We start from the raw sequence: 21,305 nt of genomic DNA on the forward strand, positions 1-21,305 counted from the left end.
ACCGAGATAAGGCGACGTCATGACCGACACCGCGACCCCGCACGGCCCGAGCCCCAAGCCGGGCATCCTGAACATCGCCCCCTACGTCGGCGGCAAGTCGAAGATCGACGGCGTCGCCAATCCGATGAAGCTGTCCTCCAACGAGAACATGCTGGGCGCTGGGGAAAAGGCGCGCGAGGCCTATGCGGCGGCGCTGGCCAACATCCACTACTACCCCGACGGGCGGGCCAACAAGCTGCGGGCGGCGGTGGCCGAGCACCACGGGCTGGAGCCCGAACGGCTGATCTTCGGCAACGGCTCGGACGAGGTGTTCGCGCTTCTGAACCAGACCTATCTGACGCCGGGCGACAACATCGTGACCGGCCAGTACGGCTTCCTCGCCTACCGCATCAGCGCCCTGGCCAACGAGGCCGAGGTCAAGCTGGCGCCCGAGCCGAACCTGAAGGCGACGCCGCAGGCCCTGCTCGATCAGGTCGATGAGCGCACGCGCATCGTCTACGTCTCCAGCCCCGCCAACCCTACCGGCAGCTGGAACACCACCGAGGAGATCGCCGAGCTGCACGCCGGCCTTCGCCCCGACGTCCTGATGGTCATCGACGAGGCCTATGCCGAATACGTCCAGGAGCCGGACTGGGCGACCAGCTTCCCGCTGGCCAGGGACAGCGCCAACATCGTGGTGACCCGCACCTTCTCGAAGATCCACGGTCTGGGGGGGCTTCGCATCGGCTTCGGCTATGCGCCGCTGGCGGTCGCGGAGGCGGTGGATCGCATTCGCCTGCCCTTCAACGTCTCCGCGCCCGGCATCGAGGCCGCCGTGGCCGCCCTGGGCGACGAGGCGCACCAGAAGGCCTCGCGCGAGCTGATCCACACCTGGCGGCCGCGCCTGACCCAGGCGATCCGGGGCTTCGGCTTCGAGGTGTTTCCGTCGGCGGGGAACTTCATCCTGGTGCGCTTCCCGGATCAAAAGCTCTCGGCAGAGGCGGCGAACGCCTATCTGAACTCCAAGGGCGTGATCGTGCGCCAGGTCGGCGGCTACGGCCTGCCCGACTGCCTGCGGATCACCATCGGCACCGAGGACCAGAACCGGGCGGTCATCGACGCGCTCAGCGAATTCGCGGCGGGCTGAGGACGGCGCGGCCCCGCCGGACCGGGCCGTCCCAGGCTCAGTACCCGGCGGGCAGCTGCAGGCCGTGGCCGTCGGGGGTGCTGTCGCTCACCGTGCCGATGGTCGAGGCGGGCCAGTGGGCCTGGATGATCCCCATCATGCCCTGGCCGTGTCCGGGGTGGGCGAAGTCCTGGCCCAGGTCGGTCAGGATCGACAGCCAGCCGCCCGTCACCGCGCCCGCGTCCCGCATCCGCTGGATGGCGTCGGCCTCGGCCATCGGGCTGTTCGAGCCCGAGACGTCGGTGATGACATAGACCTTGTAGCCCGCCCTGAGCAGGTCGAGCGTGGTGTGCAGGGTGCAGTTGTCGATCGAGATGCCGCCGATGACGACGGTCTTGCGGCCGGTGGACGCGAGATACGCCGCGACTTCCGGCGTATACCCCGACACCTGGGTCCGGTTGAATCGGTGGATGTCGTGGGTCACGTGCTCGGTGATCTCGGGCAGGAAGGTCCCGTAGTAGTCGTTCTCCTCGCCCAGCACGATCGTCGGCAGGCGGAACAGCGGGTTGAACTTGGCGAAGGCGGTGACGTTGTTGCGGAATTGGGCGCGCGGGATGGTGTTGATAAGATTGTCCAGCCCGGTGACGTAGTCGACGTAGATCAGCACAGTGTCGTCCAGGGCCGGCCTTGCGAGCGCGGCAGGCGCCGTGCTGTTCTGGCGATCGGCGTTCTGGGCGTGAGCCGTCGTTATCGGCCACAGCATCAGGGCGGCGACGAGGGCGACAGTCGTTGAGCGCATCTTCAGATTCCCTGGCGCGAACGGTCGATGGAGCGGCCCGACACCGCGCGGCTGAACATCTGCGTCTCCCCGGACTATTTCACCCTCGCCCCGGTCGGCGGGGAGGCGGTGCTGCCCGCCCACGCGGCCCAGGAGGTTCTGCTGCTGACCGTCGGCGTCGGGACTTTTCAGCGGTTCGGCGTAACGGATGACGGCTGTCCCCTGGCTCACTGCGCGGCCGGGTGCTCGTCGATCCGGTGGTCACCGGACTGGTCGAGCAGCTGGCCGATCCGGCCTCGGCGGACGATGCCGAGTACAACCGAAGCCTGCTGCGCGCCCTGGTCCTGACGCTGGTCCGGACGGCCCGGACGCGGTCGCACGAAGCGACGCGCGGCGGGCTCACCTCGCGACAGCTGGCGGCCCTGAAGACGCATGTGGAGAGCGGCCTGCACCGCAGGCTCCCGATTCAGGAGCTGGCGCGCGTGGCCGGTTTGTCGCCCTTCCACTTCGCGCGCGCGCCTTCAAGGCCTCCATGGGCGCCTCGCCGGGCGAGTGGATCAGACTGCGACGGCTGACGGTGGCCCAGGGGCTTCTGGAGGACCGGGCCCGCTCCATCACCGACGTCGCCGCCGCCGTCGGCTACGAAAGCCCCAGCCGTTTCGCCCGCCTCTTCAGGAACGCCACGGGCATGACGCCCAGCCGCTTCAGACGGGCGCTGAACTGAGCCCGATCAGTCCGTGCCGACCAGGGCGTCCCAGGGGTCGGCGGTTCCGGCCTCGACCTCGGCGACGCTGATGGCGGGCCAGCCGACGCGCTCGTCGGCGGCGTCGCGCCAGGCGAGCGTCGTCCAGTCGCGCAGCACGGCCGCCCCGGCGGCCAGGCGCTCGGTCGCGAAGGTCGCGCCGCGCGTCTCGCCGTCGCGGAACGCGCCCGCCTTCTCAAGCCGGTAGAAGGGGACGACCTGATCCAGCGTCGCCAGAAGATAGGCCGCGGTCGCGGCGCGCAGCTCGAACCCGTCGAGATTGGGCGCGGGCATGGCGGCGGCCACCGCGTCGGCGCGGACGTGGCGCCGGACATAGTCGCCCTCGAACATCCCGTGGGTCCGCCGCGAGGTGGTGAAGCCCTCGGGGTTCGGCTCGCCCTCGGCCCAGCCGTTGTAGTGGATCGACGCATGCAGCGGCTGGCTGGCGTCGCCGATGTAGTGGGCCAGGACGCCCAGATCGCGCAAGATCAACGCCTCGCGCCGCAGCCGGTCCTCGCGATACCAGGCGCGCTTGCCGGGATCGGTCTCGCGCGCCTCCGCCGCCGTCAGCACACGCCAGTAGCCGAAGTTCCGCACCAGCTGCTGGTAGCCGTCCATCAGGGCGTAGGGCAGATAACCCGCCGTATCGACGTCGGTGCCCGCCGCGATCAGGGCAGCGTCGAACTCCGACTTCAAGCGCGGCAGTTCCGTGATCAAGGGGCCGCCGGCGACCATGACGCGCCCGTCCTCGCGCATGTCGACGAAGTGGGCGGTGTCGCGCTCGCGATCATGCGGCTGACCGGCGCCCTTCCAGCGGTCGGGCTCGCGCGCCAGCTCGCCGATGTCGGCCGCCGCGCTAGGCGTCCGCAGGAAGGCCGGCAGCTCCTCGGGAAGCGCGCGCATGGCTTCCACGCCGATGATCCGGTGTCCGGTCGCGCCCCAGGCGTCGACGTCGTCGACGCTCGCGCCGACCGCGAGGGCGAGGACCACGGAGGAGACGAGAAGGCGCTTCATGACGGACTCCACAAACCCGTCCCGCCCTAGCGCGACATCGCGCACGCCGCAAAGCGTTCCTTCTCCCCTCGCGGGAGAAGGTGGGCCGCAGCGCGGCTCGGATGAGGGGGCGGGTTCAGCTGGCACGCCGTCAGACGGTGAGCGGGCGGCACGTCCCCCTCATCCGTCATGATCCGCATGCCAACTTCTCCCACGAGGGGAGAAGGACGCCTTATCCGAAGATCGCAACCACCTCCGCCTCGGTCGCCAGACGCCATTCGCCGGGGGCCAGGTCGTCCGGCAAGGCCAGTCCGCCCAGTCGCTCGCGGTGCAGGGCCTCCACGTGATTGCCCACGGCGGCGAACATGCGACGCACCTGGTGATAGCGCCCCTCGGTCACCGTCAGCCGCGCCTCCGTCGGCGAGATCACCTCCAGGATCGCGGGCGCCAGCGGCTTGGCCTCGCCCTCGAGCATCAGCTCGCCGGAGGCGAAGATCGCGCCCTCCCGGCCCGTCAGCGGCCGCGCCAGCGCGGCGCGATAGACCTTGGCCACATGGCGTTTGGGGCTGATCACCCGATGCAGCAGGTCGCCGTCGTCGGTGAGCAGAAGGAGCCCCGATGTCTGCTTGTCCAGCCGCCCGATGGTCGAGACCGCCGGATCGCGCCGCCGCCACCGGGGGGGCAGCAGGTCATGGACCAGCGCCCCGTCCTCCTTGTGCGAGCAGGTGGCGCCCAGCGGTTTGTGCATCAGGATGACCAGGCCCGGCGGCGGATCGACGGGGCGGCCGTCGATCTTCAGCCGGTCCGGCAGGTCGGGACCTACGGGCACGCGTGCGGCGGCGTCGGTCAGGGCGGCCCCATCCAGCTCCACCCCGCCCGCGCGGGCCAGCTTCTGGATCTCGGACCGGGTGCCGTAGCCGAGGCCCGACAGCAGCTTGTCCAGTCGGACGGCCTTCATTTCGTCGCCTCATAGACCTTGTAGCCGCCGACCTCCTCGACCAGACGGACGCGGCGGAAGGCGGCGTCGAGGTCGGCCTCGTAGGGGAGGTGCCGGTTGGCCACCAGCCACAGGGTCCCGCCCTTGCCCAGCAGGGCGGCCGCGGCGCGGACGAAGGCCTGGCCCAGCCGCCGGTCCTCCTGGCCGCCGTCGTGGAAGGGCGGGTTCATCAGGACGAAGTCGAGGTCGGCGTCGCCCAGGGCGCGGGCGTCGGCCCAGTCGAAGGCGGCGCGCGTGTCCTCGACGTTGCGCCGCGCCGCCTCCACCGCCCGCCGGTCCAGATCGACGCCGCGCAGGGCCGTTACATGCGGCGACCGCAGCGCCACCAGAGACAGCGCGCCGTAGCCGCAGCCCAGGTCCGCGCCCCGGCCCTTCAGCGGCGGCAGGTGTTCGGCGAGCAGCGCCGTGCCCGGATCGATCCGGTCCCAGGCGAAGACACCGGGCTGGGACCAGGCGTCCAGCCCCTCGACCAAGCGCGGGCCGCCCTCGACGATGGCCTCATCAAGTCCATGCACGGTCGCCGGGCGGACGGCGACGCAACGACGATGGTGGGCCTTGGGGGTGTCCTCAGCCTCCACGCCGAAGCCGAGAAGCTCCTTCTTCAGACGCGCGCCGCCCTTGTCCTTGGGCGCCATGACGTCCAGGCGCCCGCCCGGCTTCAGCGCCCGCAACGCCAGGGCCAGGGTGTAGCGGCGCTCGATCGCGCCGGGCGGCCCGTAGATCGTGACCGCGTCGGCCTCGCCCTCGGCGACGTCCTCCAGCCGCGCGGAGCCGGGGATCAGCGGCGAGGTCTGGACGGCGTCGGCCGGCGGATCGAAGACGGCGGGCGGCCGGCCGTAGAGAAGGCGCTTCATGGCGCCCGCTTATCCCAGTCCGGACCCGACGGGAACGCGCCGGGGGCGTTTCTCACTGGACAGCCCGCGGCAAACACCGTCCAAATAAGGCGGGGAAACGAGGGAGGGACGATGTCTTCGTTCAAGACGGCGCTCATGGCGCTGACCGCACTCGGCGCCGCGTCCGCCGCGCCGGCCCAGGAGCCGACCGGCCCGGACCGGGTCTCGATCACCATCTACAACCAGAACCTGGCGCTGGTGGAGGATGTCCGCCGCATCACCCTGCCCGCCGGGCGCACCCGCCAGGAGTTTCCCGGCGTCTCGGCCAGCATCCGGCCCGAGACGGTCAGCCTCTCAGGCGAGGGTCTGACGGTCGTGGAACAGAACTTCGACTTCGACCTGCTGACGCCGGACAAGCTGATGACGGCGGCGGTCGGCGACGACATCGGCCTGATCCGCATCAACCCGGCGACGGGTCGCGAGACAGAGCAGCGGGCGCGCGTGCTGGCCGCCAACGAGGGCGTGGTGCTCCAGGTCGGCGACCGCATCGAGGTGCTGCGCGACGACGGCGTGCCGACCCGCGTCATCTTCGACGAGGTGCCGCGGAACCTGCGCCCCCGCCCGACCCTCAGCGTCACCCTGAACGCCGACCAGGCCGGGGCGCGCGAGACGACGCTCAGCTACCTGACGACCGGGCTCAGCTGGCGGGCCGACTATGTCATCGACTTCGACGAGGCGGCCGGGCGCATGGACCTGACCGGCTGGATCACCCTGACCAACACCTCGGGCGCGACCTTCACCGACGCGAACACACGGCTGGTGGCCGGCGACCTGAACATGATCTCGGGCCTGGGCGGCAACTACGGCGGCCAGAACTACGGGACGGACAGCGGCGACGCCGAGGGGCTGGCGGACTACTACATCTATCCGATCCCCGAGCGGGTGACGGTGGCGAACAACCAGACCAAGCAGGTCGGCCTGTACGCCGCGACCGACGTGCCGGCGCGCAAGCGCTATCGCTCCGAGCTCTCGGGCTTCAGCAGCTCCTCGCCGCAAAGCGCCGCCGTGGCCGTGGTGTTCGACAACAGCCGCGCGACGGGCCTGGGCCGCGCCCTGCCGGGCGGGGTCGTGCGGGTCTACATGGACGATGTCGGCGGCCAGTCGCGCTTCGTGGGCGAGGACGCGATCGGCCACACCTCCGCAGGCGCCGAGGTGGCGATCACCACCGGCTCGGCCTTCGACGTCACCGTCCAGCCCACGGTCCTGAACAGCGAAGTCATCCGGATCGATCAGAACAACGCCCGCACCCGCTACGAGATGGAGTATGTGGTCCGCAACGCGCGGCGGGAGCCGGTGACGGTCGAGCTGCGCCAGTCGGGCCTGGGCCGCGCCGGGCGCCTGTTGGCCGAAAGCCAGGCGGGCGAGCGTCCGAACGCGGACACCCGCGTCTGGCAGGTGCGGGTCCCGGCCAACGGCTCGACCCGGCTGACGGCCACCTTCGAGATCCAGTGAAGGGCGGGCGGATGCGTTCGCTCCGCGTGATCCTGGCTGTGGGCGCGGCCGCGCTCGCCTGGCCCGCCCTGGCGCAGACCGTGTCCGTTTCGCCGGGGCCCGAGGCCCGCGACCTAGTGATCTATCGGGCGCAACCGGTCGATACGGCGATGCTGTCCCAGATGCGCGGGTCACCCGCGCTGAGGCAGCAGGGCCTGGCGATGATCGTGGAGACCCGCACGATCGACGTGCCCGCGGGCGACGGCGTGATTCGTTTCGAGAACGTGGCCGACGGGATCATCACGGCCTCGGTGGTCGTCGACGGCCTGCCCGCGCGGATCACGGAACAGAACACCGACTTCGACCTGCTGAGCCCCGGTTCGCTGATCCAAGGATCCGTGGGCGAGGTGGTCCGCCGCGTCCGGACCAATCCCGAAACCGGCGAGGAGACGACCGACGTCGGCGTGCTGCGCGCCGCATCGAACGGCGTGGTGCTGGAGATCGACGGACGGCTCGAGGCGCTGCAGTGCTCCGGCCAGCCGGAGCGACTGGTCTTCGACAACGTGCCCCAAGGGCTCACGGACCAGCCGGTGCTGTCGCTGCGCACCCGCGCCGAGCGGGCCGGACGACATCGTGTCACCCTGGCCTATCTGGCGACCGGGCTGCAGTGGTCGGCGGACTATGTCGCCACGCCGTCCGCGGACGGCGAGACCCTGTCGCTCGCCGGCTGGATCACCTTGACGAACGGCGGCGCGACGACGTTCGACCAGGTGGAGCTTCAGCTCGTCGCTGGGCAGCTGAACCGGCGCGGCGAGACGCGTCCGGTCCAGCCCCTCGTACGCTCGCGTCCGCGTGGTTGCTGGCCCATGGATACGACGACGGAGGTGCCCGGGTTCGGCCTCCCCGCGCTCGAGGAAATCGTCGTCACGGGAAGCCGGCTCTACGCCATGGCGCCGCCGCCGCCTCCGGCCCCGCCGCCGCCGCCCGCGCCGCGCGCCCCCCAACGTCCCGAGGAATCCGATCTCGGCGACTACAAGCTTTACACGCTCGCCGAGCCGGTGACCGTCGCCGCGCGCCAGACCAAGCAGGTGCAGTTCATCGACCAGCCGACGGTCGACTTCCAGCGAATCTATCGCACCTGGATCTCCGCCTACCAGGGCCAGGCGAACGGGGGCGGAACCCCGCAGGTGACGTTCGAGAGCCTGAACACGCCCGAACAAGGGCTGGGCCGCGCCCTGCCCGGCGGCCGTGTGCTGGTGATGGAGGAGGTCGCCGGCATGCGCATGGTGTCCGGGACGACGACCTTCGTCGACAATCCGATCGGCCTGCCGTTGACGCTGGGGCTCGGCGCCGCGCGGGACGTGGACATCCAGCCCCGGGTCGTGGACTTCCAGCCGGGCCCGAAGCTGGAAGGCGGAGGTTTCGGGCCCGGCCGCACCGCCATGGCCGCCACCCTCCGCAACGGCAAGGCGATCCCGATCACCGTGGAGATCCTGCCCTCGGCCCAGTACGAGACCGGCTTCCGCATCCTTGAGGAAAGCCACCCGAGCGCGCGCAATCCACGGAACGAACTGACCTGGCGGATCCAGGTGCCCGCCGGCGGGACGGTGGAGCTGACCTGGGCCTACCAGGTCGGCTGACGGTCCTGCATTCCTCCCCCTCAAAGAGGGGGAGGGGGACCATGCGCAGCATGGTGGAGGGGGCGACCCCGGACACCGGCGCTTGACCCCGCCCCCTCCACCGCTTCGCGGTCCCCCTCCCCCGCACGCGGGGGAGGAGATCAGGCGGCGACGGCCTTCATGGACACCGCTGGGTCGGCCAGCTTGGCGGCGTCGACCGGCGTGCCCCTGCCGATCAGCAGACGCCCGCCCATGAACTCCGCAGGCGCATTGACCGCCTCGACGCAGACCAGCCGATCGCCCTTCAGGTGGAAGACGGCGAAGGGCGCTTCGTCCGGATCGCCGCGCGTGACGATCCGGTCGGCCGCGCCCGGCAGGCCCGCCATCTGCAACTTCAGGTCGTACTGATCCGACCAGAACCACGGGACTTCGGGCGGCGGGGGGCTGCGGCCGACGATGGCGGCGGCGGCCTGCTTGGCCTGCTCAAGGGCGTTCGGGACGCTTTCCAGACGGAACAGGCCTTCCCCGAGCAGGGCGCTGGGTCGCCGCGTGCAGTCGCCGACGGCGAAGATGGCGGGGTCGGAAGTGCGCGCCGCCTCGTCCACGACCACCCCGCCGTCGCAGGTCAGGCCCGCCGACAGGGCGAGCGCGTCACAGGCGTCCGCGCCCACGCCCACGAGCACCACATGGCCCATGCCGACGCCGCCGCCTTCGGTGCGGGCGCCGATGCGCGGACGGTCGTCGCCCGGCTCGGGGCCGTAGGGGCGCAGGTCCATGATCTCGGCGAACGGCCAGAGATCGACGCCCTCGGCGAGGTGACGCCGGGCCAGCAGGTCCGAGATCGGTTCGGACGCCACCCTGGAGAGCAGGCGGGGCGCGCGCTCCATCACCGTGACCTCGCAGCCCAGCGCCAGCGCCGAGGCCGCCGCCTCCAGCCCGACGAAGCCGCCGCCGATCACCAGCAGGCGACGCCCGGGCTCCAGCCGCGCCTTCAGCGCCTCGGCCTCGGCCATCGAGCGGAGCGACAGCACCCCCGGCAGGTCGGCGCCTGGAAGCGGCAGGGTTCGGGACACCGATCCGGTGGCCAGGATCAGGGCGTCATAGGTCTCCGTCGCCCCGTCCGTGAAGGCGACCGTGCGCGCGGCGGCGTCGATCCGTTCGGCGCGGACGCCCAGCCGCAGCTCGATCCGTTGCTCGGCGTAGAAGCTGTCGGGACGCAGATACAGGTCCTCGGCCCCCGCCTCGCCCTTCAGCCAGGCCTTGGACAGCGGCGGGCGCTGATAGGGCGGCTCCGGCTCCTCGCCGATCAGCACGATCGGACCCTCGTGGCCGTACTGGCGCAGCATGGCGGCGGCGGTTCCACCCGCGTGCCCGGCGCCGATGATCAGGACCTTGGTCATGGCCGCCCAGATAGGCGGTTCGCGCGGCGGCCGCTACGCGTCACGCGAGCCAGGGCGGCGCCGGCATGGCGCGGTGCGCCGCCGCCAGCGCCTCGGACCAGCGCCGCCCCAGATCGCGGAAATAGTCGTCGTCAGCCTCGATCCGCTTCTGGAAGCTGGCCAGGGCGTCGCGCTTGAGCACCAGCAGGTCGAACGGCGGGCCGACGGCGATGTTGGAACGGATGGTGGAGTCGAACGAGATCAGGCCGAGCTTCACCGCCTCGTCCAACGGCGTGTCGTGGCGCAGCGCCCGGTCCAGGATCGGCTTGCCGTACTTGAGCTCCCCCACCTGCAGATAAGGGGTCTCGACGCCGCATTCGATGAAGTTGCCCTGGGCGTAGATGAGATAGAGCCCCAGCTTGCCGTCGCCGATCTGGCCGCCCAGCAGGATGGTGGCGCCGGTGTCGACCGCGTCGGCCTGCATCTGGGACGAGAAGGACGCCCGCACCTGGGAGATGGCGTGGCCGATCAGCTGGGCGGCGCGGAACAGGGTGGGGACGGTCTCCAGTGTCTCGGGCGCCTCGCCGTCGGGCAGCCTGACGCCCTCGGCCACCATGGCCAGCGCCGTCTGGGTGACCGACAGGTTGCCGGCGGTGGCGACGCCCAGCACCCGCTCGCCGGGGACTTCGGTCACGTGCAGCTTGCGATAGGTCGAGATGTTGTCCACGCCGGCGTTGGTGCGCGTGTCCGCGATGAGGGCGAGCCCCTCCTCCACCAGCATGCCGACGCAATAGGTCACGCGGACCGCTCCCCCTCGATGCGGCGGACGCTAGCTGATTCCCGGCGCGGCGCTACCATCCCAGGCCGGGCGACTGACGTTGCTGCTGCTGCTGCGGCTGCTGCACCCGCCGCACGGTCAGGCGCACGTCCAGCGTCTCGGCGCCGCCGCCGTAGCTGGTCCCCCGGATCGGCGAGGCGCCCAGGCTGTCCAGCCCCGTCGCCACGCGCACATAGGCCTCGGTCGGACAGACCCCGTTGGCGGGATCGAAACCGACCCAGCCCAGGCCCTCGACGAAGGCCTCGGCCCAGGCGTGGCCCGCTTCCTGCTCCTCTTGCCCGTCGGCGCGCCACAGATGGCCGGAGACGTAGCGGGCGGGAATGGTCAGCCGCCGGGCGCAGGCGATGAAGATCTGGGCGTAGTCCTGGCACACCCCTTCGCCCTGGGCGAAGGCCTCAGCCGCCGAATGGCCGGCGTCGGTGGCGCCGACCTGGAAAGCCATGCGGGCGTTGAGCTCGCCCATCAGCCGGTGCAGGCGCTCAAGGTCCGACCCCTCCCCGATCGACTCGGCGAAGTCGATGAGCGCGGCGTCCGGACGGGTCAGCGGCGTCTCGCGCAGGAACACCAGCGGCGACAGGCGCTCGCGCACGCCCTTCAGCACGCCGTCGGTCTCGGAGGTGTGCACCTCCCCCGACACCCGGATCGTCAGGGCCTCGCACGGCCGCTCGGTGTAGAGGGCGTGCACGATGTTGCCGAAGGCGTCCTCGGACCGTCTCAGTCGCGCGTCGACGTCGGTCTCCACCGACCAGCTCCGCACCTGCTGCACCTCGTGGGAGCGCGGGGTCAGGCGCAGCATCTGGAGGATGAAGCGGGTCGGGCCCTGATAGGCGTAGCGGGTGGCGTGGTCGATGCGGATGCGCATGGGCTCAGACCAGGTACTGATCGTGGACGGCCTCGGCGAGGGCGTTGTTCTCGACCAGGAAGCGCTGGATGTACTCGTGCAGGCCGGACTGGAAGATGTCCTCGATCCTGGCCTCGTTGAAGGCGTTCAGCCGCGCGCCGGCCAGACGCTGGGCCGGGCCCCGGCGGTTGTAGTCGCTGGCCAGGCGCTCGAGATAGCTGACGATCATCGCCTGGCAGCTGGCCAGCGAACGCGGCATCTGGCGGTTCAGGACGAGCAGGTCGGCGACCAGCCAGGGCTGGACCGACTCCCGATAGACCCAACGGTAGGCCGTCAGCGCCGACACCTCGCGCAGCAGGGTCGTCCACTGGAAGTAGTCGAGCTGGCCGCCGACCCGTTCGCCGGGCGGCAGCAGCAGATGATACTTCACGTCCAGCAGGCGCGCCGTGTTGTCCGCCCGCTCGATGGCGGCGCCGAGCCTCAGGAACCAGTAGGCGTCGTTCCGAAGCATGGTGCGCGACGAGGCGCCCTCGACCGCCAGCGAGACCGACTTCACCCAGTCGAGAAAGCGGACCATGTCGTCCCGCCGCGTCGGGCTGCGGTGGTCGGCCAGACCGTTCCAGGCGCCGTTGATCGCCTCCCACAGCTCCACCGTCAGGGCGGTGCGGACCGAGCGGGCGTTGGTGCGCGCACGGCCGATGCAGGCGTGGATCGAGCACGGGTTGTCCGACGCGAAGGCCAGATACTCCCGCACGCCCGCCTCGGTCGGTTCGCCCCGGACGGCGCGATAGGCGTCGGCGCACCCGGCCGAGGCGATGGCGCCGGCCCAGGCGGCGCCCGCCGCCTCGCCGCGCGACGGCAGGGTCGCCAGCCGGACCGCGGCGTCCAGGATGCGCGCCAGGAAATCGGCCCGCTCCATGTAGCGGCCGGTCCAGTAAAGGCTGTCTGCGGTGCGGCTCAGCATCAGTCGTCCAGCACCCAGGTGTCCTTGGTGCCGCCGCCCTGGCTGGAGTTGACCACCAGCGACCCGGCCTTCAGCGCCACGCGCGTCAGGCCGCCGGGTGTGACGCGCACGCCCGACGGGCTGGTCAGCACGAAGGGGCGCAGGTCGACGTGGCGGGGGGCCAGGGTCTCGCCCGACAGCGTCGGCGCCGTCGACAGCTTCAGGGTCGGCTGGGCGATGAAGTCGTCCGGGTCGGCGATCAGCTTCCGGCGAAAGCTCTCGATCTCGGCCTTGGTCGCGGCCGGGCCGACCAGCATGCCGTAGCCGCCGGACCCGCCGACCTCCTTGACCACCAGCTCCGGCAACCGGTCCAGCACCTCCTTCAGCGCGGCCGGCTCGCGGCAGCGCCAGGTCGGGACATTCTTCAGGATCGGCGCCTCGCCGGTGAAGAACTCCACGATCTCGGGCATGTAGGTGTAGACCGCCTTGTCGTCGGCGACGCCGGTGCCGACGGCGTTGGCCAGGGTCACGGTCCCGGCCTGATAGGCCGCCATCAGCCCGGGCACGCCGACGGCGGAGTCCGGCCGGAAGGTCAGCGGATCCAGAAAGTCGTCGTCGATGCGGCGATAGATGACGTCGATCCGGCGCGGACCCTCGGTCGTGCGCATGAACACCTGGTCGTCGTTGACGAACAGGTCCGCCCCCTCGACCAGCTCGACCCCCAGCTTGTCGGCCAGGAACGAATGTTCGTAGTAGGCCGAGTTGAACGGGCCGGGCGTCAGGACCACGATCGTGGGGTCGACGCCGGAGCCGGCGGGCGCCGAGGCCTCCAGCGCGCGAAGCAGATCGTCCACATAGGTGTCGACCGGCCGCACCCCCTGCTCCGCGAACAGGTCGGGGAAGAGCCGCATCATCATCTCGCGGTTCTCGAGCATGTAGGAGACGCCGGACGGCGTGCGGGCGTTGTCCTCCAGCACATAGAAGCCGTCCTCGTCGGTGCGGATCAGGTCGACGCCGCAGATGTGGCACCAGACGTCGCCCGGCGGCCGGCGGCCCTGCATCTCGGGCCGGTACTGAGGATTGGTCAGGATCAGATCGGCGGGCACGACGCCGGCGCGGATGCAGTCCTGGGCCCCGTAGATGTCCTTCAGAAAGGCGTTCAGAGCCGCGACCCGCTGCTTCAGGCCACGCTCCAGTTCGGCCCATTCGGCGGCGGCGATGATGCGCGGCACCACGTCGAAGGGGATCAGCCGCTCGTTCGACTCCGCGTCGCCATAGACGGCGAAGGTCACACCCATGCGGCGGAAGACGACCTCGGCCTGCTTGGCGCGGGCGCGCAGGAGATCCGGGGGCGCGGCCGCCAGCCATTCGTTCAGCGCGCGATAGGCGGGCCGGACGCCCTGCCCGTCGAAACCCCGCATCTCGTCGAAAACGGCCGCCAAGGGATCGGTCATCCCGGATACACTGGAACGTCCGGCGCGCAGCGCGCAACCGTTTTGTTGCAATGCGGGAAGCGTGGCGGATGAGACGCAAGAATGTTGCGCGATCCCGACGCACGGCCCGGTTGACTGTGCCAGCGTTACAGCATATTGGAACGCACCATGACGGACACCGCCGCCAAACCCGACAGCAAGGCCGGACGCGACGCGCTCTATGACGCGTTGCTGAGCCTGAAGTCGCGCGCGGAGGTCGACGCCTTCCTCCAGGACCTGTGCACGCCGGCGGAGCTTCGCGCCTTCGCCGAGCGCTGGCAGGTCGCGCGCCTGCTGGACCAGGGCGGCAAGTCCTATCGCGAGATCGCCGCCGAGGCGGGGGCCAGCCCCACCACCGTGGTGCGGGTCGCGCGCTTCCTGAAAGAGATGCCGCATCAGGGCTATCGCCTGGTGCTGGACCGCCAGAACGACTGAGAGCTTTCCATGAGCAAGGTGCAGGGGCGGCTGCGTATCGCCGTCCAGAAATCCGGCCGTCTGGCCGAACGCAGCCTCGACCTCGTCCGCGACGCGGGCCTGCGGGTCATGAAGGGGGCCAACGACCTGCTCTATCGGGTCGAGAACTATCCGATCGACCTCCTGCGCGTGCGCGACGACGACATCCCGACCTTTGTGGCGGACGGCGTCTGCGACCTGGGCGTCGTGGGCGAGAACGTGCTGGAGGAGGCGCGGAACGGGGGGCCCCAGGCCGAAATCCTGATGCCGCTTGGCTTCGGCAAGTGCACCCTGAAGGTCGCGACGCCGCCGAGCCTGGATTACGCAGGACCGGCCTCGCTGGAAGACAGGCGGATCGCCACCTCCTATCCGCGCATCCTGAAGCGTTGGCTGGAGAGCCGGGGCGTGTCGGCCGACATCGTCACCATGCGCGGCGCGGTCGAGGTGGCGCCCCGGCTGAAGCTGGCGCACGCCATCTGCGACCTGGTGTCCACCGGCGCGACGCTGGAGGCCAACGGCCTGATCGCCCAGGAGACGGTGTTCGACAGCCAGGCCGTCCTGATCCGCAGCCCGCAGGCGCCGGAGCCCGAGCTTCAGCACCTCCTGGACAGCATCATCGAGCGGATGAGCGGCGTGGTCGCCTCGCAGGGGGCCAAGTACGTCATGCTGAACGCGCCCAGGGCGGCGCTGGACCGTATCACGGCGCTGCTGCCCGGCGCCGGGTCGCCGACCGTCATGCCCCTGTCCGGCCGCGACGACGCCGTGGCGGTCCACGCCGTCTGCCAGGAGGCGGTGTTCTGGGAGACGCTGGAGAAGCTGAAGGCCGAGGGGGCGTCGGCCATCCTCGTCCTGCCGATCGAGAAGATGATGTGATGGCGGCCGCGTTCGGCAGGTTGATCGATTGGGCGTCGCTGGACGACGCGGGGCGGCGCGCGGCGCTGGCCCGACCGGCGCGCCGCACCGAGCGCGACGTCGTCGACATCGTGCGCGAGGTGATGGACGCGGTGGCGGCCGAGGGCGGGGCGGCGGTGACGCGCTACGCCGAGCGCTTCGACGGCCATGCGCCGCGCCGGATCGCCATCACGCCCGACACGGTGAAGGCGGCGCGCGACGCGCTGGCTCCCGCCGACACCCGCGCCATCCGTATCGCGGCGGAGAACGTGCGACTGTTCCACCAGGCGACCCGGCCTGTGGACACCGACATGGTCGAGACGACCCGGGGCGTCCGCTCCCAGCTGGTCTGGCGCCCGATCCGGGCGGCGGGGATCTATGTGCCCGGCGGCACCGCGCCGCTGTTCTCGTCGTTGCTGATGCAGGCGATCCCGGCCGAGGTGGCGGGCGTCGGGACCCGCGTCGTGGTCACCCCGCCGGCGAAGGACGGCTCGGTCCACCCGGCGATGATCGTGGCGGCCGCCGAGGCCGGACTGGACGCCGTCTGGCTGCTGGGCGGGGCCCATGCGATCGCGGCCCTGACCTACGGCGTGACGCTGGACGACGGGGAGATACCCGCCGTCGATAAGCTGTTCGGTCCGGGCAACGCCTTCGTGGCCGAGGCCAAGAAGCAGGCGACGGCCCTTCCTGGCGGACCGGCCGTGGACATGCCCGCGGGCCCGTCCGAGCTGATGGTCGTGATCGACCGCGACGCCGCGCCGGAGATCGCCGCGGCCGACCTGCTCAGCCAGGCCGAGCACGACGCCGACGCCCAGGTCATCCTGGTCTCCACCAGCCGGGCGAACCTGGACTACGTCCTGACCGAGGTGGAACGGCAGGTGGCGACCCTGCCCCGCGAGGCGGTGGCGCGCGCCAGCCTGAACGAGGCCCGCGCCGTGCTGGTGCGGGATCTGCCGACCGCCTGCGACGTGATCAACCTGTACGGCCCCGAGCATCTGGCGCTCCAGGTCGAGGATCCCGAGGCGATGCTGCCCGCGATCCGCGCGGCCGGGGCGGTCTTCGTCGGCCGCTTCGCCGCCGAGACGCTCGGCGACTACGCCGCCGGGCCCAGCCACGTCCTGCCGACCGACGGCGGCGCGCGGACGCTGGGCGGCATCACGACCGCCAGCTTCATGACGACGATGTCGGTGCAGACCGTCACCGAGGACGGCGCGGGCGAACTGGGCCCCGTCGCGGCCCGGCTGGCCCGGCTGGAAGGGCTGGAGGCCCACGCGCGAGCGGCCGACATGAGGAGCGGACGATGAGAGACCCAGCGACCCTTCTCCCCTCGTGGGAGAAGGTGGGCGCCGGAGGCGCTCGGATGAGGGGGCTGGTTCAGCTCGCAGGCGCTTTGAGGATGAGCACGGGGCAGGCAGCCCCCTCATCCGTCATGCTCCGCATGCCACCTTCTCCCACAAGGGGAGAAGGAAGATGACCCCGCTCACCAACCTCCCCGCCCCGTTCGCGCCCCTGGTGGCCGGCGGCGACGGGCTGGACCGGTACCCGAACGCGGCGGAGACGCTGCGGGCGCGGATGGCCGACGTCTATGGCGTCGCGCCGGAGCAGGTGCTGCCCATGCGCGGCCTGACCCACGGACTGGAGCTGGCGATCCGGCTGGCGGCCCGGGACGGACGAGCCGTGGAGGCGCCGGATGCGGAACCCTACGCCAGCCTGCGCGCGCTCTACGCCGCCGCGCCCGCCGGGGCCGAGACGGGGGTGGTGATCCTGCGCGCGCTCGGGTCGCCCGAGGCGGTGGTCGAGATGGCCGGCCGCGTCGCCCCGGCGCTGCTGGTGCTCGACGAGGGGCTGATCGAGTACGCCGAGGCGCCCTCGGCGACGACGGTGATCGGCCAGGCCGACAATCTGGTGGTGCTACGCTCGCTGTCGCTGGCCTACGGGCTGGCGGGCGCCCGCGTCGGGGCGGCGATCGGCCAGGCGGGCGCGATCGCGCGCCTGGCCGAGGTGGTCGAACCCTACGCCCTGCCCGAACCGTCGGCGCGGCTGGCGCTGCAGGCGCTGGATCCGTCGCGTCTGATCGAGACGCGGCGCCGCATCGACCAGGTGAAGGTCGAGCGGGCCCGCCTGGTCCGCGAGCTGGAACGCGAGACGACCGTCGAGCCGGGCGTCGGGCCCATCGTCATCGTCCGGCCCACGGACGTCGAGGCGGTCCTGCGCGAGCTCAGGGCCGTGGGCGTGTCCGTCGAACGGGCGGGCGAGCGGCTGCGCCTGCCGGTGTCCACACGGGCCGAGGTCAACGACCGGCTGCTGGTCGGCTTCGGGTTGAAGCCGGCGGCGGCGCGCCCGGCGCGGCGCGGTCAGGCGGTTCGCGACACCAAGGAGACCCGCATCGTCTGCGCCGTCGATCTGGACGCGACCGCGCCGGTGTCGATCCACACCGGCGTCGGCTTCTTCGACCACATGCTGGAGCAGGTGGCCGCCCACGGCGGCTTCTCGCTGACCCTGGCGTGCGAGGGCGACCTCCACACCGACCCCCACCACACCATCGAGGACTCCGCCATCGCGCTGGGCCAGGCGCTGAAACAGGCGCTGGGCGAACGGCGCGGCATCGCCCGCTACGGCTTCGTCCTGCCGATGGACGAGGCGGAGGCGAAGGTGTCGATCGACCTGTCGGGCCGCCCCTATCCGGTGTTCGAGGGGACGTTCGAGACGCCCTTCATCGGCGAGTACCGCACCGACCTGACCGCCCATGTGTTCCGGTCGCTGGCCGAGCACCTGGGCGCGGCGATCCATGTGTCGGTCACGGGCGCGGACGACCACCACAAGACCGAGGCCGTCTACAAGGGTTTCGGCCGCGCCCTGCGGCAGGCCATCCGGGTGGAGGGCGAAGCGGTGCCGTCCACCAAGGGGGTGCTGTGATGGCGGCCGCGGCAGGCGTCACCGCGACGGGAGTGAGGAGTGCTAGTGAGCAAGTAGTGAGCAGGCGGCGTGAGACGGTCGCGGGCCTATGCTCACCCCTCCGCTCACTAACGCTCTTCACCCTGAAACAATCCACATGACCGTCTCCATCCTGGCCTACGGCGCCGGCAACGTCGCGTCGGTGCGGTTCGCGTTCGAGCGGCTGGGCGGGACGGTCGAGCTGGTCTCGACCCCCGAGGCCGTCGCTTCGGCGACGCGGCTGGTGCTGCCGGGCGTCGGGGCGGCGGGCTATGCCATGCGCCAGATCGAGGCGCTCGGCGTGGTCGAGGCGATCCGCGCGTTCCCGCGCCCGCTGCTGGGGGTCTGCCTGGGTCAGCAGCTGCTGTTCGACGAGAGCGTGGAGGACGGCGGGGTTCGTCTCCTCGGCCTGATCCCCGGCCGGGTGGAGGCGATCGAGCCGGCTCCCGACCGGCCGGTGCCGCACATGGGCTGGAGCCGTCTGACCCGGCGCGGCGACCATCCGCTGATCGACGGGGTGAAGGACGGCGACTGGGCCTATTTCGTGCACGGCTTCGTCTGCCCCGACGGACCCGCGACCCTGGCGGCGGCCGATTACGGCGGAGCGGTGCCGGGCGTGGTGGCGATGGGCTCGCGCATGGGCTGTCAGTTCCACCCGGAACGGTCGTCCGAAACCGGCCTGCGCATTCTGAAGAACTTCCTGGAGCTGCCCGCGTGATCGTCTATCCGGCCATCGACCTGAGGGGCGGCGTCTGCGTGCGGCTGATGCACGGCCGCTTCGACCAGGTGACCGCGTATGACGAGGATTCGCTGGCGCGCCTGACGGCGTTCGCCAGGGCCGGCGCCGACTGGGTGCACGTCGTCGATCTGGACGGGGCCGAGCAGGGCCGCGCGGTCCAGCACGCGCTGATCGGACGCCTGGCGTCGGCGGGGCTGGCGAACATCCAGTCCGGCGGCGGCGTGCGCGCGGTGGAGGACGTCGAGCGCCTGCTGGACGCGGGCGTGTCGCGGGTCGTGGTCGGCTCGCTGGCGGTCAGCGCGCCCCAGACCGTGGCCGCGTGGCTGGCGCGGTTCGGGCCGGAGCGGATCACGCTGGCGCTGGACGTCAAGCTGGTCGACGGCGCGCCCGTTCCCGCGCTGAAGGGCTGGACCGAGGCGGCGGGGATCGACCTTTGGACGGCGCTCGAGGCCTATCGCGAGGGAACTCTGAAGCACGTCCTGATCACCGACGTGGGACGCGACGGCGCCCTGACCGGACCCAACCTCGAGCTGCTGGCGGAGGTCCGTCGGCGGCGGCCCGATCTGGCGATCCAGGCGTCCGGCGGCGTCTCCGCGCTGGACGACCTGACGGCGGCGAAGGCGGCGGGCTGCGCCGGGGCCATCGTCGGCCGCGCCATCTACGAGGGACGGTTCACCGTCGAACAGGCGCTGGAGGCGGTGCGATGACCGCCCGGCGGATCATCCCCTGTCTGGACGTGAAGGACGGGCGGGTCGTGAAGGGCGTGCGCTTCGAGGGCCACCGCGACATGGGCGACGCCGCCGAACTGGCCGCCCGCTATCGCGACGAGGGCGCCGACGAGCTGGTCTTCTACGACATCACCGCCAGTCCGGAAGGGCGCACCCTGGACTACGGCTGGGTCGAGGACATCGCCCGGCTGCTGGACATCCCCTTCTGCGTCGCCGGCGGCATCCGTACGGTCGATCAGGCGGCGCGCTGCCTCGATCACGGGGCCGACAAGGTGTCGATCAACTCGCCCGCGCTGGAGCGGCCGGAGCTGATCGCCGAGATGGCCGAGCGGCTGGGGCGGCAGTGCGTGGTGGTCGGCGTCGACAGCCAGTTCCAGGACGGCGACTGGCGGGTTCACAAATACACCGGCGACCCGGACGCGCGGCGCGGCGCCGGGCGGCTGACGATGGAATGGATCGTGGAGGCGCAGGAGCTGGGAGCCGGCGAGATCGTGCTGAACTGCATCGACCAGGACGGGGTGCGCCAGGGCTACGACCTGATGCAGCTGGCGGCCGCGCGCGCGCGTCTGACCATCCCGCTGGTGGCGTCGGGCGGCGCAGGCGCGGTCGGCCATTTCATCCAGGCGTTCCGCCAGGCCGACGTCTCGGGCACCCTGGCCGCCAGCGTGTTCCACTCGGGCGCGATCCGGATCCCGGACCTGAAGCGCGACCTGGACCGGGCCGGGGTGGAGGTGAGGATATGAGACGCTTATTCCTCCTCCCCTTGGGGGAGAAGGTGGGCCGCAGCGCGGCTCGGATGAGGGGGAGGTTTCAGCTCGCGCGATGCGGGACGATGAGCTTTGGGTCCACAGCCCCCTCATCCGTCATGCTCCGCATGCCTCCTTCTCCCCCAAGGGGAGAGGGATAATGGAACTCGACTTCGCCAAGGGCGGCGGGCTGGTCCCGGCGGTGGTGCAGGACGCCGACACCCTGCAGGTGCTGACGCTCGCCTACATGGACGAGGCGGCCCTGAAGGAGACGCTGGAGAGCGGCGAGGCCACCTTCTTCTCCCGGTCTCGCGGCGGGCGCTGGAGGAAGGGCGAGACCAGCGGCAACCGGCTGAAGGTCGTGTCGGTCACGCCGGACTGCGACGGCGATGCGCTGGTGGTGGCGGTGCGGCCGATGGGGCCGGCGTGCCATCTGGGCACGACCAGCTGTTTCGGCGACGCCGACGCGCCGGGTCTGGGCCGGATCGCGGCGCTGGAGCGGACCATCGCCGAGCGCGCGGCGGCCGATCCGGAGACCAGCTGGACCGCGCGGCTGCTGGGCCAGGGACCCAAGCGCGCCGCCCAGAAGGTCGGGGAGGAAGGCGTGGAGACCGCCCTCGCCGGCGCCGCCGGTCCGGACGAGGAGCTTGCGTCGGAGGCGGCGGACCTGATCTATCATCTGCTCGTTCTCCTGAAGGCGCGTCACATGTCGTTTCAGCGGGTGCTGGACGTGTTGGCGGATCGCGCCCGACCGGCCAAAGGGGACGGGTAGCGGACGGCGAA

The 21,305-nt window shown here is 71.3% G+C and carries 21 protein-coding genes and 1 pseudogene; 12 read left to right on the plus strand and 10 right to left on the minus strand.

Annotated elements, in window-relative coordinates; translation table 11 throughout:
* The first annotated feature begins 19 nt into the window (after window positions 1–19).
* On the plus strand, window positions 20–1,126 hold the full coding sequence (gene hisC / locus ACFFGE_RS11060) for a histidinol-phosphate transaminase (protein ID WP_376836457.1): 1,107 nt from the start codon (window positions 20–22) through the stop codon (window positions 1,124–1,126).
* A gap of 37 nt (window positions 1,127–1,163) precedes the next feature.
* Here the strand turns inward: hisC and ACFFGE_RS11065 are convergent, their stop codons facing one another.
* Window positions 1,164–1,904 carry an isochorismatase family protein gene (locus ACFFGE_RS11065; RefSeq protein ID WP_376836458.1) on the minus strand — a complete coding sequence of 247 codons (741 nt, stop codon included), beginning with the start codon at window positions 1,902–1,904 and terminating at the stop codon, window positions 1,164–1,166.
* Window positions 1,905–2,110: 206 nt separating this feature from the next.
* Window positions 2,111–2,335: a hypothetical protein gene (locus tag ACFFGE_RS11070; protein WP_376836741.1), complete on the minus strand. Its 225-nt coding sequence runs from the start codon at window positions 2,333–2,335 to the stop codon at window positions 2,111–2,113.
* A gap of 74 nt (window positions 2,336–2,409) precedes the next feature.
* On the opposite strand from ACFFGE_RS11070, the pseudogene ACFFGE_RS11075 reads away from it, so the two are divergent.
* Window positions 2,410–2,607 (plus strand): annotated as a pseudogene (locus tag ACFFGE_RS11075) (helix-turn-helix transcriptional regulator); the annotation flags it as partial.
* 6 nt (window positions 2,608–2,613) lie between these two features.
* On the opposite strand, the gene ACFFGE_RS11080 reads toward ACFFGE_RS11075, so the two are convergent.
* The 3 genes from ACFFGE_RS11080 to ACFFGE_RS11090 all read right to left on the minus strand — a co-directional run bounded on the left by ACFFGE_RS11080 (window position 2,614) and on the right by ACFFGE_RS11090 (window position 5,469).
* Entirely contained in the window at window positions 2,614–3,639 is a 1,026-nt protein-coding gene (locus tag ACFFGE_RS11080) for a phospholipase C/P1 nuclease family protein (RefSeq protein ID WP_376836459.1), read from the minus strand.
* Window positions 3,640–3,850: 211 nt separating this feature from the next.
* On the minus strand, window positions 3,851–4,576 hold the full coding sequence (locus ACFFGE_RS11085; RefSeq protein WP_376836460.1) for an RNA pseudouridine synthase: 726 nt from the start codon (window positions 4,574–4,576) through the stop codon (window positions 3,851–3,853).
* Window positions 4,573–5,469 (minus strand): class I SAM-dependent methyltransferase, encoded by an 897-nt coding sequence (locus tag ACFFGE_RS11090; RefSeq protein ID WP_376836461.1) that lies wholly within the window; start codon window positions 5,467–5,469, stop codon window positions 4,573–4,575. Before ACFFGE_RS11090 ends, ACFFGE_RS11085 begins: the two co-directional genes overlap by 4 nt.
* A 111-nt stretch (window positions 5,470–5,580) precedes the next feature.
* Here ACFFGE_RS11090 and ACFFGE_RS11095 point away from each other — a divergent pair, with 111 nt between their 5' ends.
* On the plus strand, window positions 5,581–6,960 hold the full coding sequence (locus ACFFGE_RS11095; protein ID WP_376836462.1) for a DUF4139 domain-containing protein: 1,380 nt from the start codon (window positions 5,581–5,583) through the stop codon (window positions 6,958–6,960).
* An 11-nt stretch (window positions 6,961–6,971) separates the two neighbouring features.
* Window positions 6,972–8,579 (plus strand): DUF4139 domain-containing protein, encoded by a 1,608-nt coding sequence (locus ACFFGE_RS11100; RefSeq protein WP_376836463.1) that lies wholly within the window; start codon window positions 6,972–6,974, stop codon window positions 8,577–8,579.
* A 140-nt stretch (window positions 8,580–8,719) separates the two neighbouring features.
* Here the strand turns inward: ACFFGE_RS11100 and ACFFGE_RS11105 are convergent, their stop codons facing one another.
* Genes ACFFGE_RS11105 through ACFFGE_RS11125 form a run of 5 tightly spaced genes read right to left on the minus strand, consistent with a single transcriptional unit; the run spans window position 8,720 to window position 14,013 of the window.
* Window positions 8,720–9,958 carry an NAD(P)/FAD-dependent oxidoreductase gene (locus ACFFGE_RS11105; protein ID WP_376836464.1) on the minus strand — a complete coding sequence of 413 codons (1,239 nt, stop codon included), beginning with the start codon at window positions 9,956–9,958 and terminating at the stop codon, window positions 8,720–8,722.
* Window positions 9,959–9,998: 40 nt separating this feature from the next.
* Entirely contained in the window at window positions 9,999–10,736 is a 738-nt protein-coding gene (locus ACFFGE_RS11110; RefSeq protein WP_376836465.1) for a proteasome-type protease, read from the minus strand.
* Between the two features lie 52 nt (window positions 10,737–10,788).
* Entirely contained in the window at window positions 10,789–11,637 is an 849-nt protein-coding gene (locus ACFFGE_RS11115; RefSeq protein WP_376836466.1) for a transglutaminase family protein, read from the minus strand.
* A 4-nt stretch (window positions 11,638–11,641) separates the two neighbouring features.
* Window positions 11,642–12,580 carry an alpha-E domain-containing protein gene (locus ACFFGE_RS11120; RefSeq protein ID WP_376836467.1) on the minus strand — a complete coding sequence of 313 codons (939 nt, stop codon included), beginning with the start codon at window positions 12,578–12,580 and terminating at the stop codon, window positions 11,642–11,644.
* Window positions 12,580–14,013: a circularly permuted type 2 ATP-grasp protein gene (locus ACFFGE_RS11125; protein WP_376836468.1), complete on the minus strand. Its 1,434-nt coding sequence runs from the start codon at window positions 14,011–14,013 to the stop codon at window positions 12,580–12,582. The genes ACFFGE_RS11120 and ACFFGE_RS11125 overlap by 1 nt, the downstream gene beginning before the upstream one ends.
* A gap of 147 nt (window positions 14,014–14,160) precedes the next feature.
* On the opposite strand from ACFFGE_RS11125, the gene ACFFGE_RS11130 reads away from it, so the two are divergent.
* The 8 genes from ACFFGE_RS11130 to hisIE all read left to right on the plus strand — a co-directional run bounded on the left by ACFFGE_RS11130 (window position 14,161) and on the right by hisIE (window position 21,294).
* Window positions 14,161–14,466, plus strand: a complete 306-nt coding sequence (locus tag ACFFGE_RS11130) for a YerC/YecD family TrpR-related protein (protein WP_376836469.1) — start codon at window positions 14,161–14,163, stop codon at window positions 14,464–14,466.
* 9 nt (window positions 14,467–14,475) lie between these two features.
* Window positions 14,476–15,357 (plus strand): ATP phosphoribosyltransferase, encoded by an 882-nt coding sequence (gene hisG, locus ACFFGE_RS11135; RefSeq protein WP_376836470.1) that lies wholly within the window; start codon window positions 14,476–14,478, stop codon window positions 15,355–15,357.
* Entirely contained in the window at window positions 15,357–16,679 is a 1,323-nt protein-coding gene (gene hisD / locus ACFFGE_RS11140) for a histidinol dehydrogenase (protein WP_376836471.1), read from the plus strand. The genes hisG and hisD overlap by 1 nt, the downstream gene beginning before the upstream one ends.
* A 166-nt stretch (window positions 16,680–16,845) precedes the next feature.
* Complete coding sequence (hisB, locus tag ACFFGE_RS11145) at window positions 16,846–18,291, plus strand: imidazoleglycerol-phosphate dehydratase HisB (RefSeq protein ID WP_376836472.1); 1,446 nt, start codon at window positions 16,846–16,848, stop codon at window positions 18,289–18,291.
* A gap of 136 nt (window positions 18,292–18,427) precedes the next feature.
* A complete protein-coding gene (gene hisH / locus ACFFGE_RS11150; RefSeq protein WP_376836473.1) occupies window positions 18,428–19,027 on the plus strand; it encodes an imidazole glycerol phosphate synthase subunit HisH in 600 nt (199 codons plus the stop codon).
* Window positions 19,024–19,755, plus strand: a complete 732-nt coding sequence (gene hisA / locus ACFFGE_RS11155; RefSeq protein ID WP_376836474.1) for a 1-(5-phosphoribosyl)-5-[(5-phosphoribosylamino)methylideneamino]imidazole-4-carboxamide isomerase — start codon at window positions 19,024–19,026, stop codon at window positions 19,753–19,755. The genes hisH and hisA overlap by 4 nt, the downstream gene beginning before the upstream one ends.
* A complete protein-coding gene (hisF, locus tag ACFFGE_RS11160) occupies window positions 19,752–20,519 on the plus strand; it encodes an imidazole glycerol phosphate synthase subunit HisF (protein ID WP_376836475.1) in 768 nt (255 codons plus the stop codon). Before hisA ends, hisF begins: the two co-directional genes overlap by 4 nt.
* A gap of 163 nt (window positions 20,520–20,682) precedes the next feature.
* Window positions 20,683–21,294, plus strand: a complete 612-nt coding sequence (gene hisIE / locus ACFFGE_RS11165; protein WP_376836476.1) for a bifunctional phosphoribosyl-AMP cyclohydrolase/phosphoribosyl-ATP diphosphatase HisIE — start codon at window positions 20,683–20,685, stop codon at window positions 21,292–21,294.
* Window positions 21,295–21,305 lie beyond the last annotated feature (11 nt).

Source organism: Brevundimonas balnearis (assembly GCF_042434805.1).
In the GTDB taxonomy this organism is placed as follows: domain Bacteria; phylum Pseudomonadota; class Alphaproteobacteria; order Caulobacterales; family Caulobacteraceae; genus Brevundimonas; species Brevundimonas balnearis.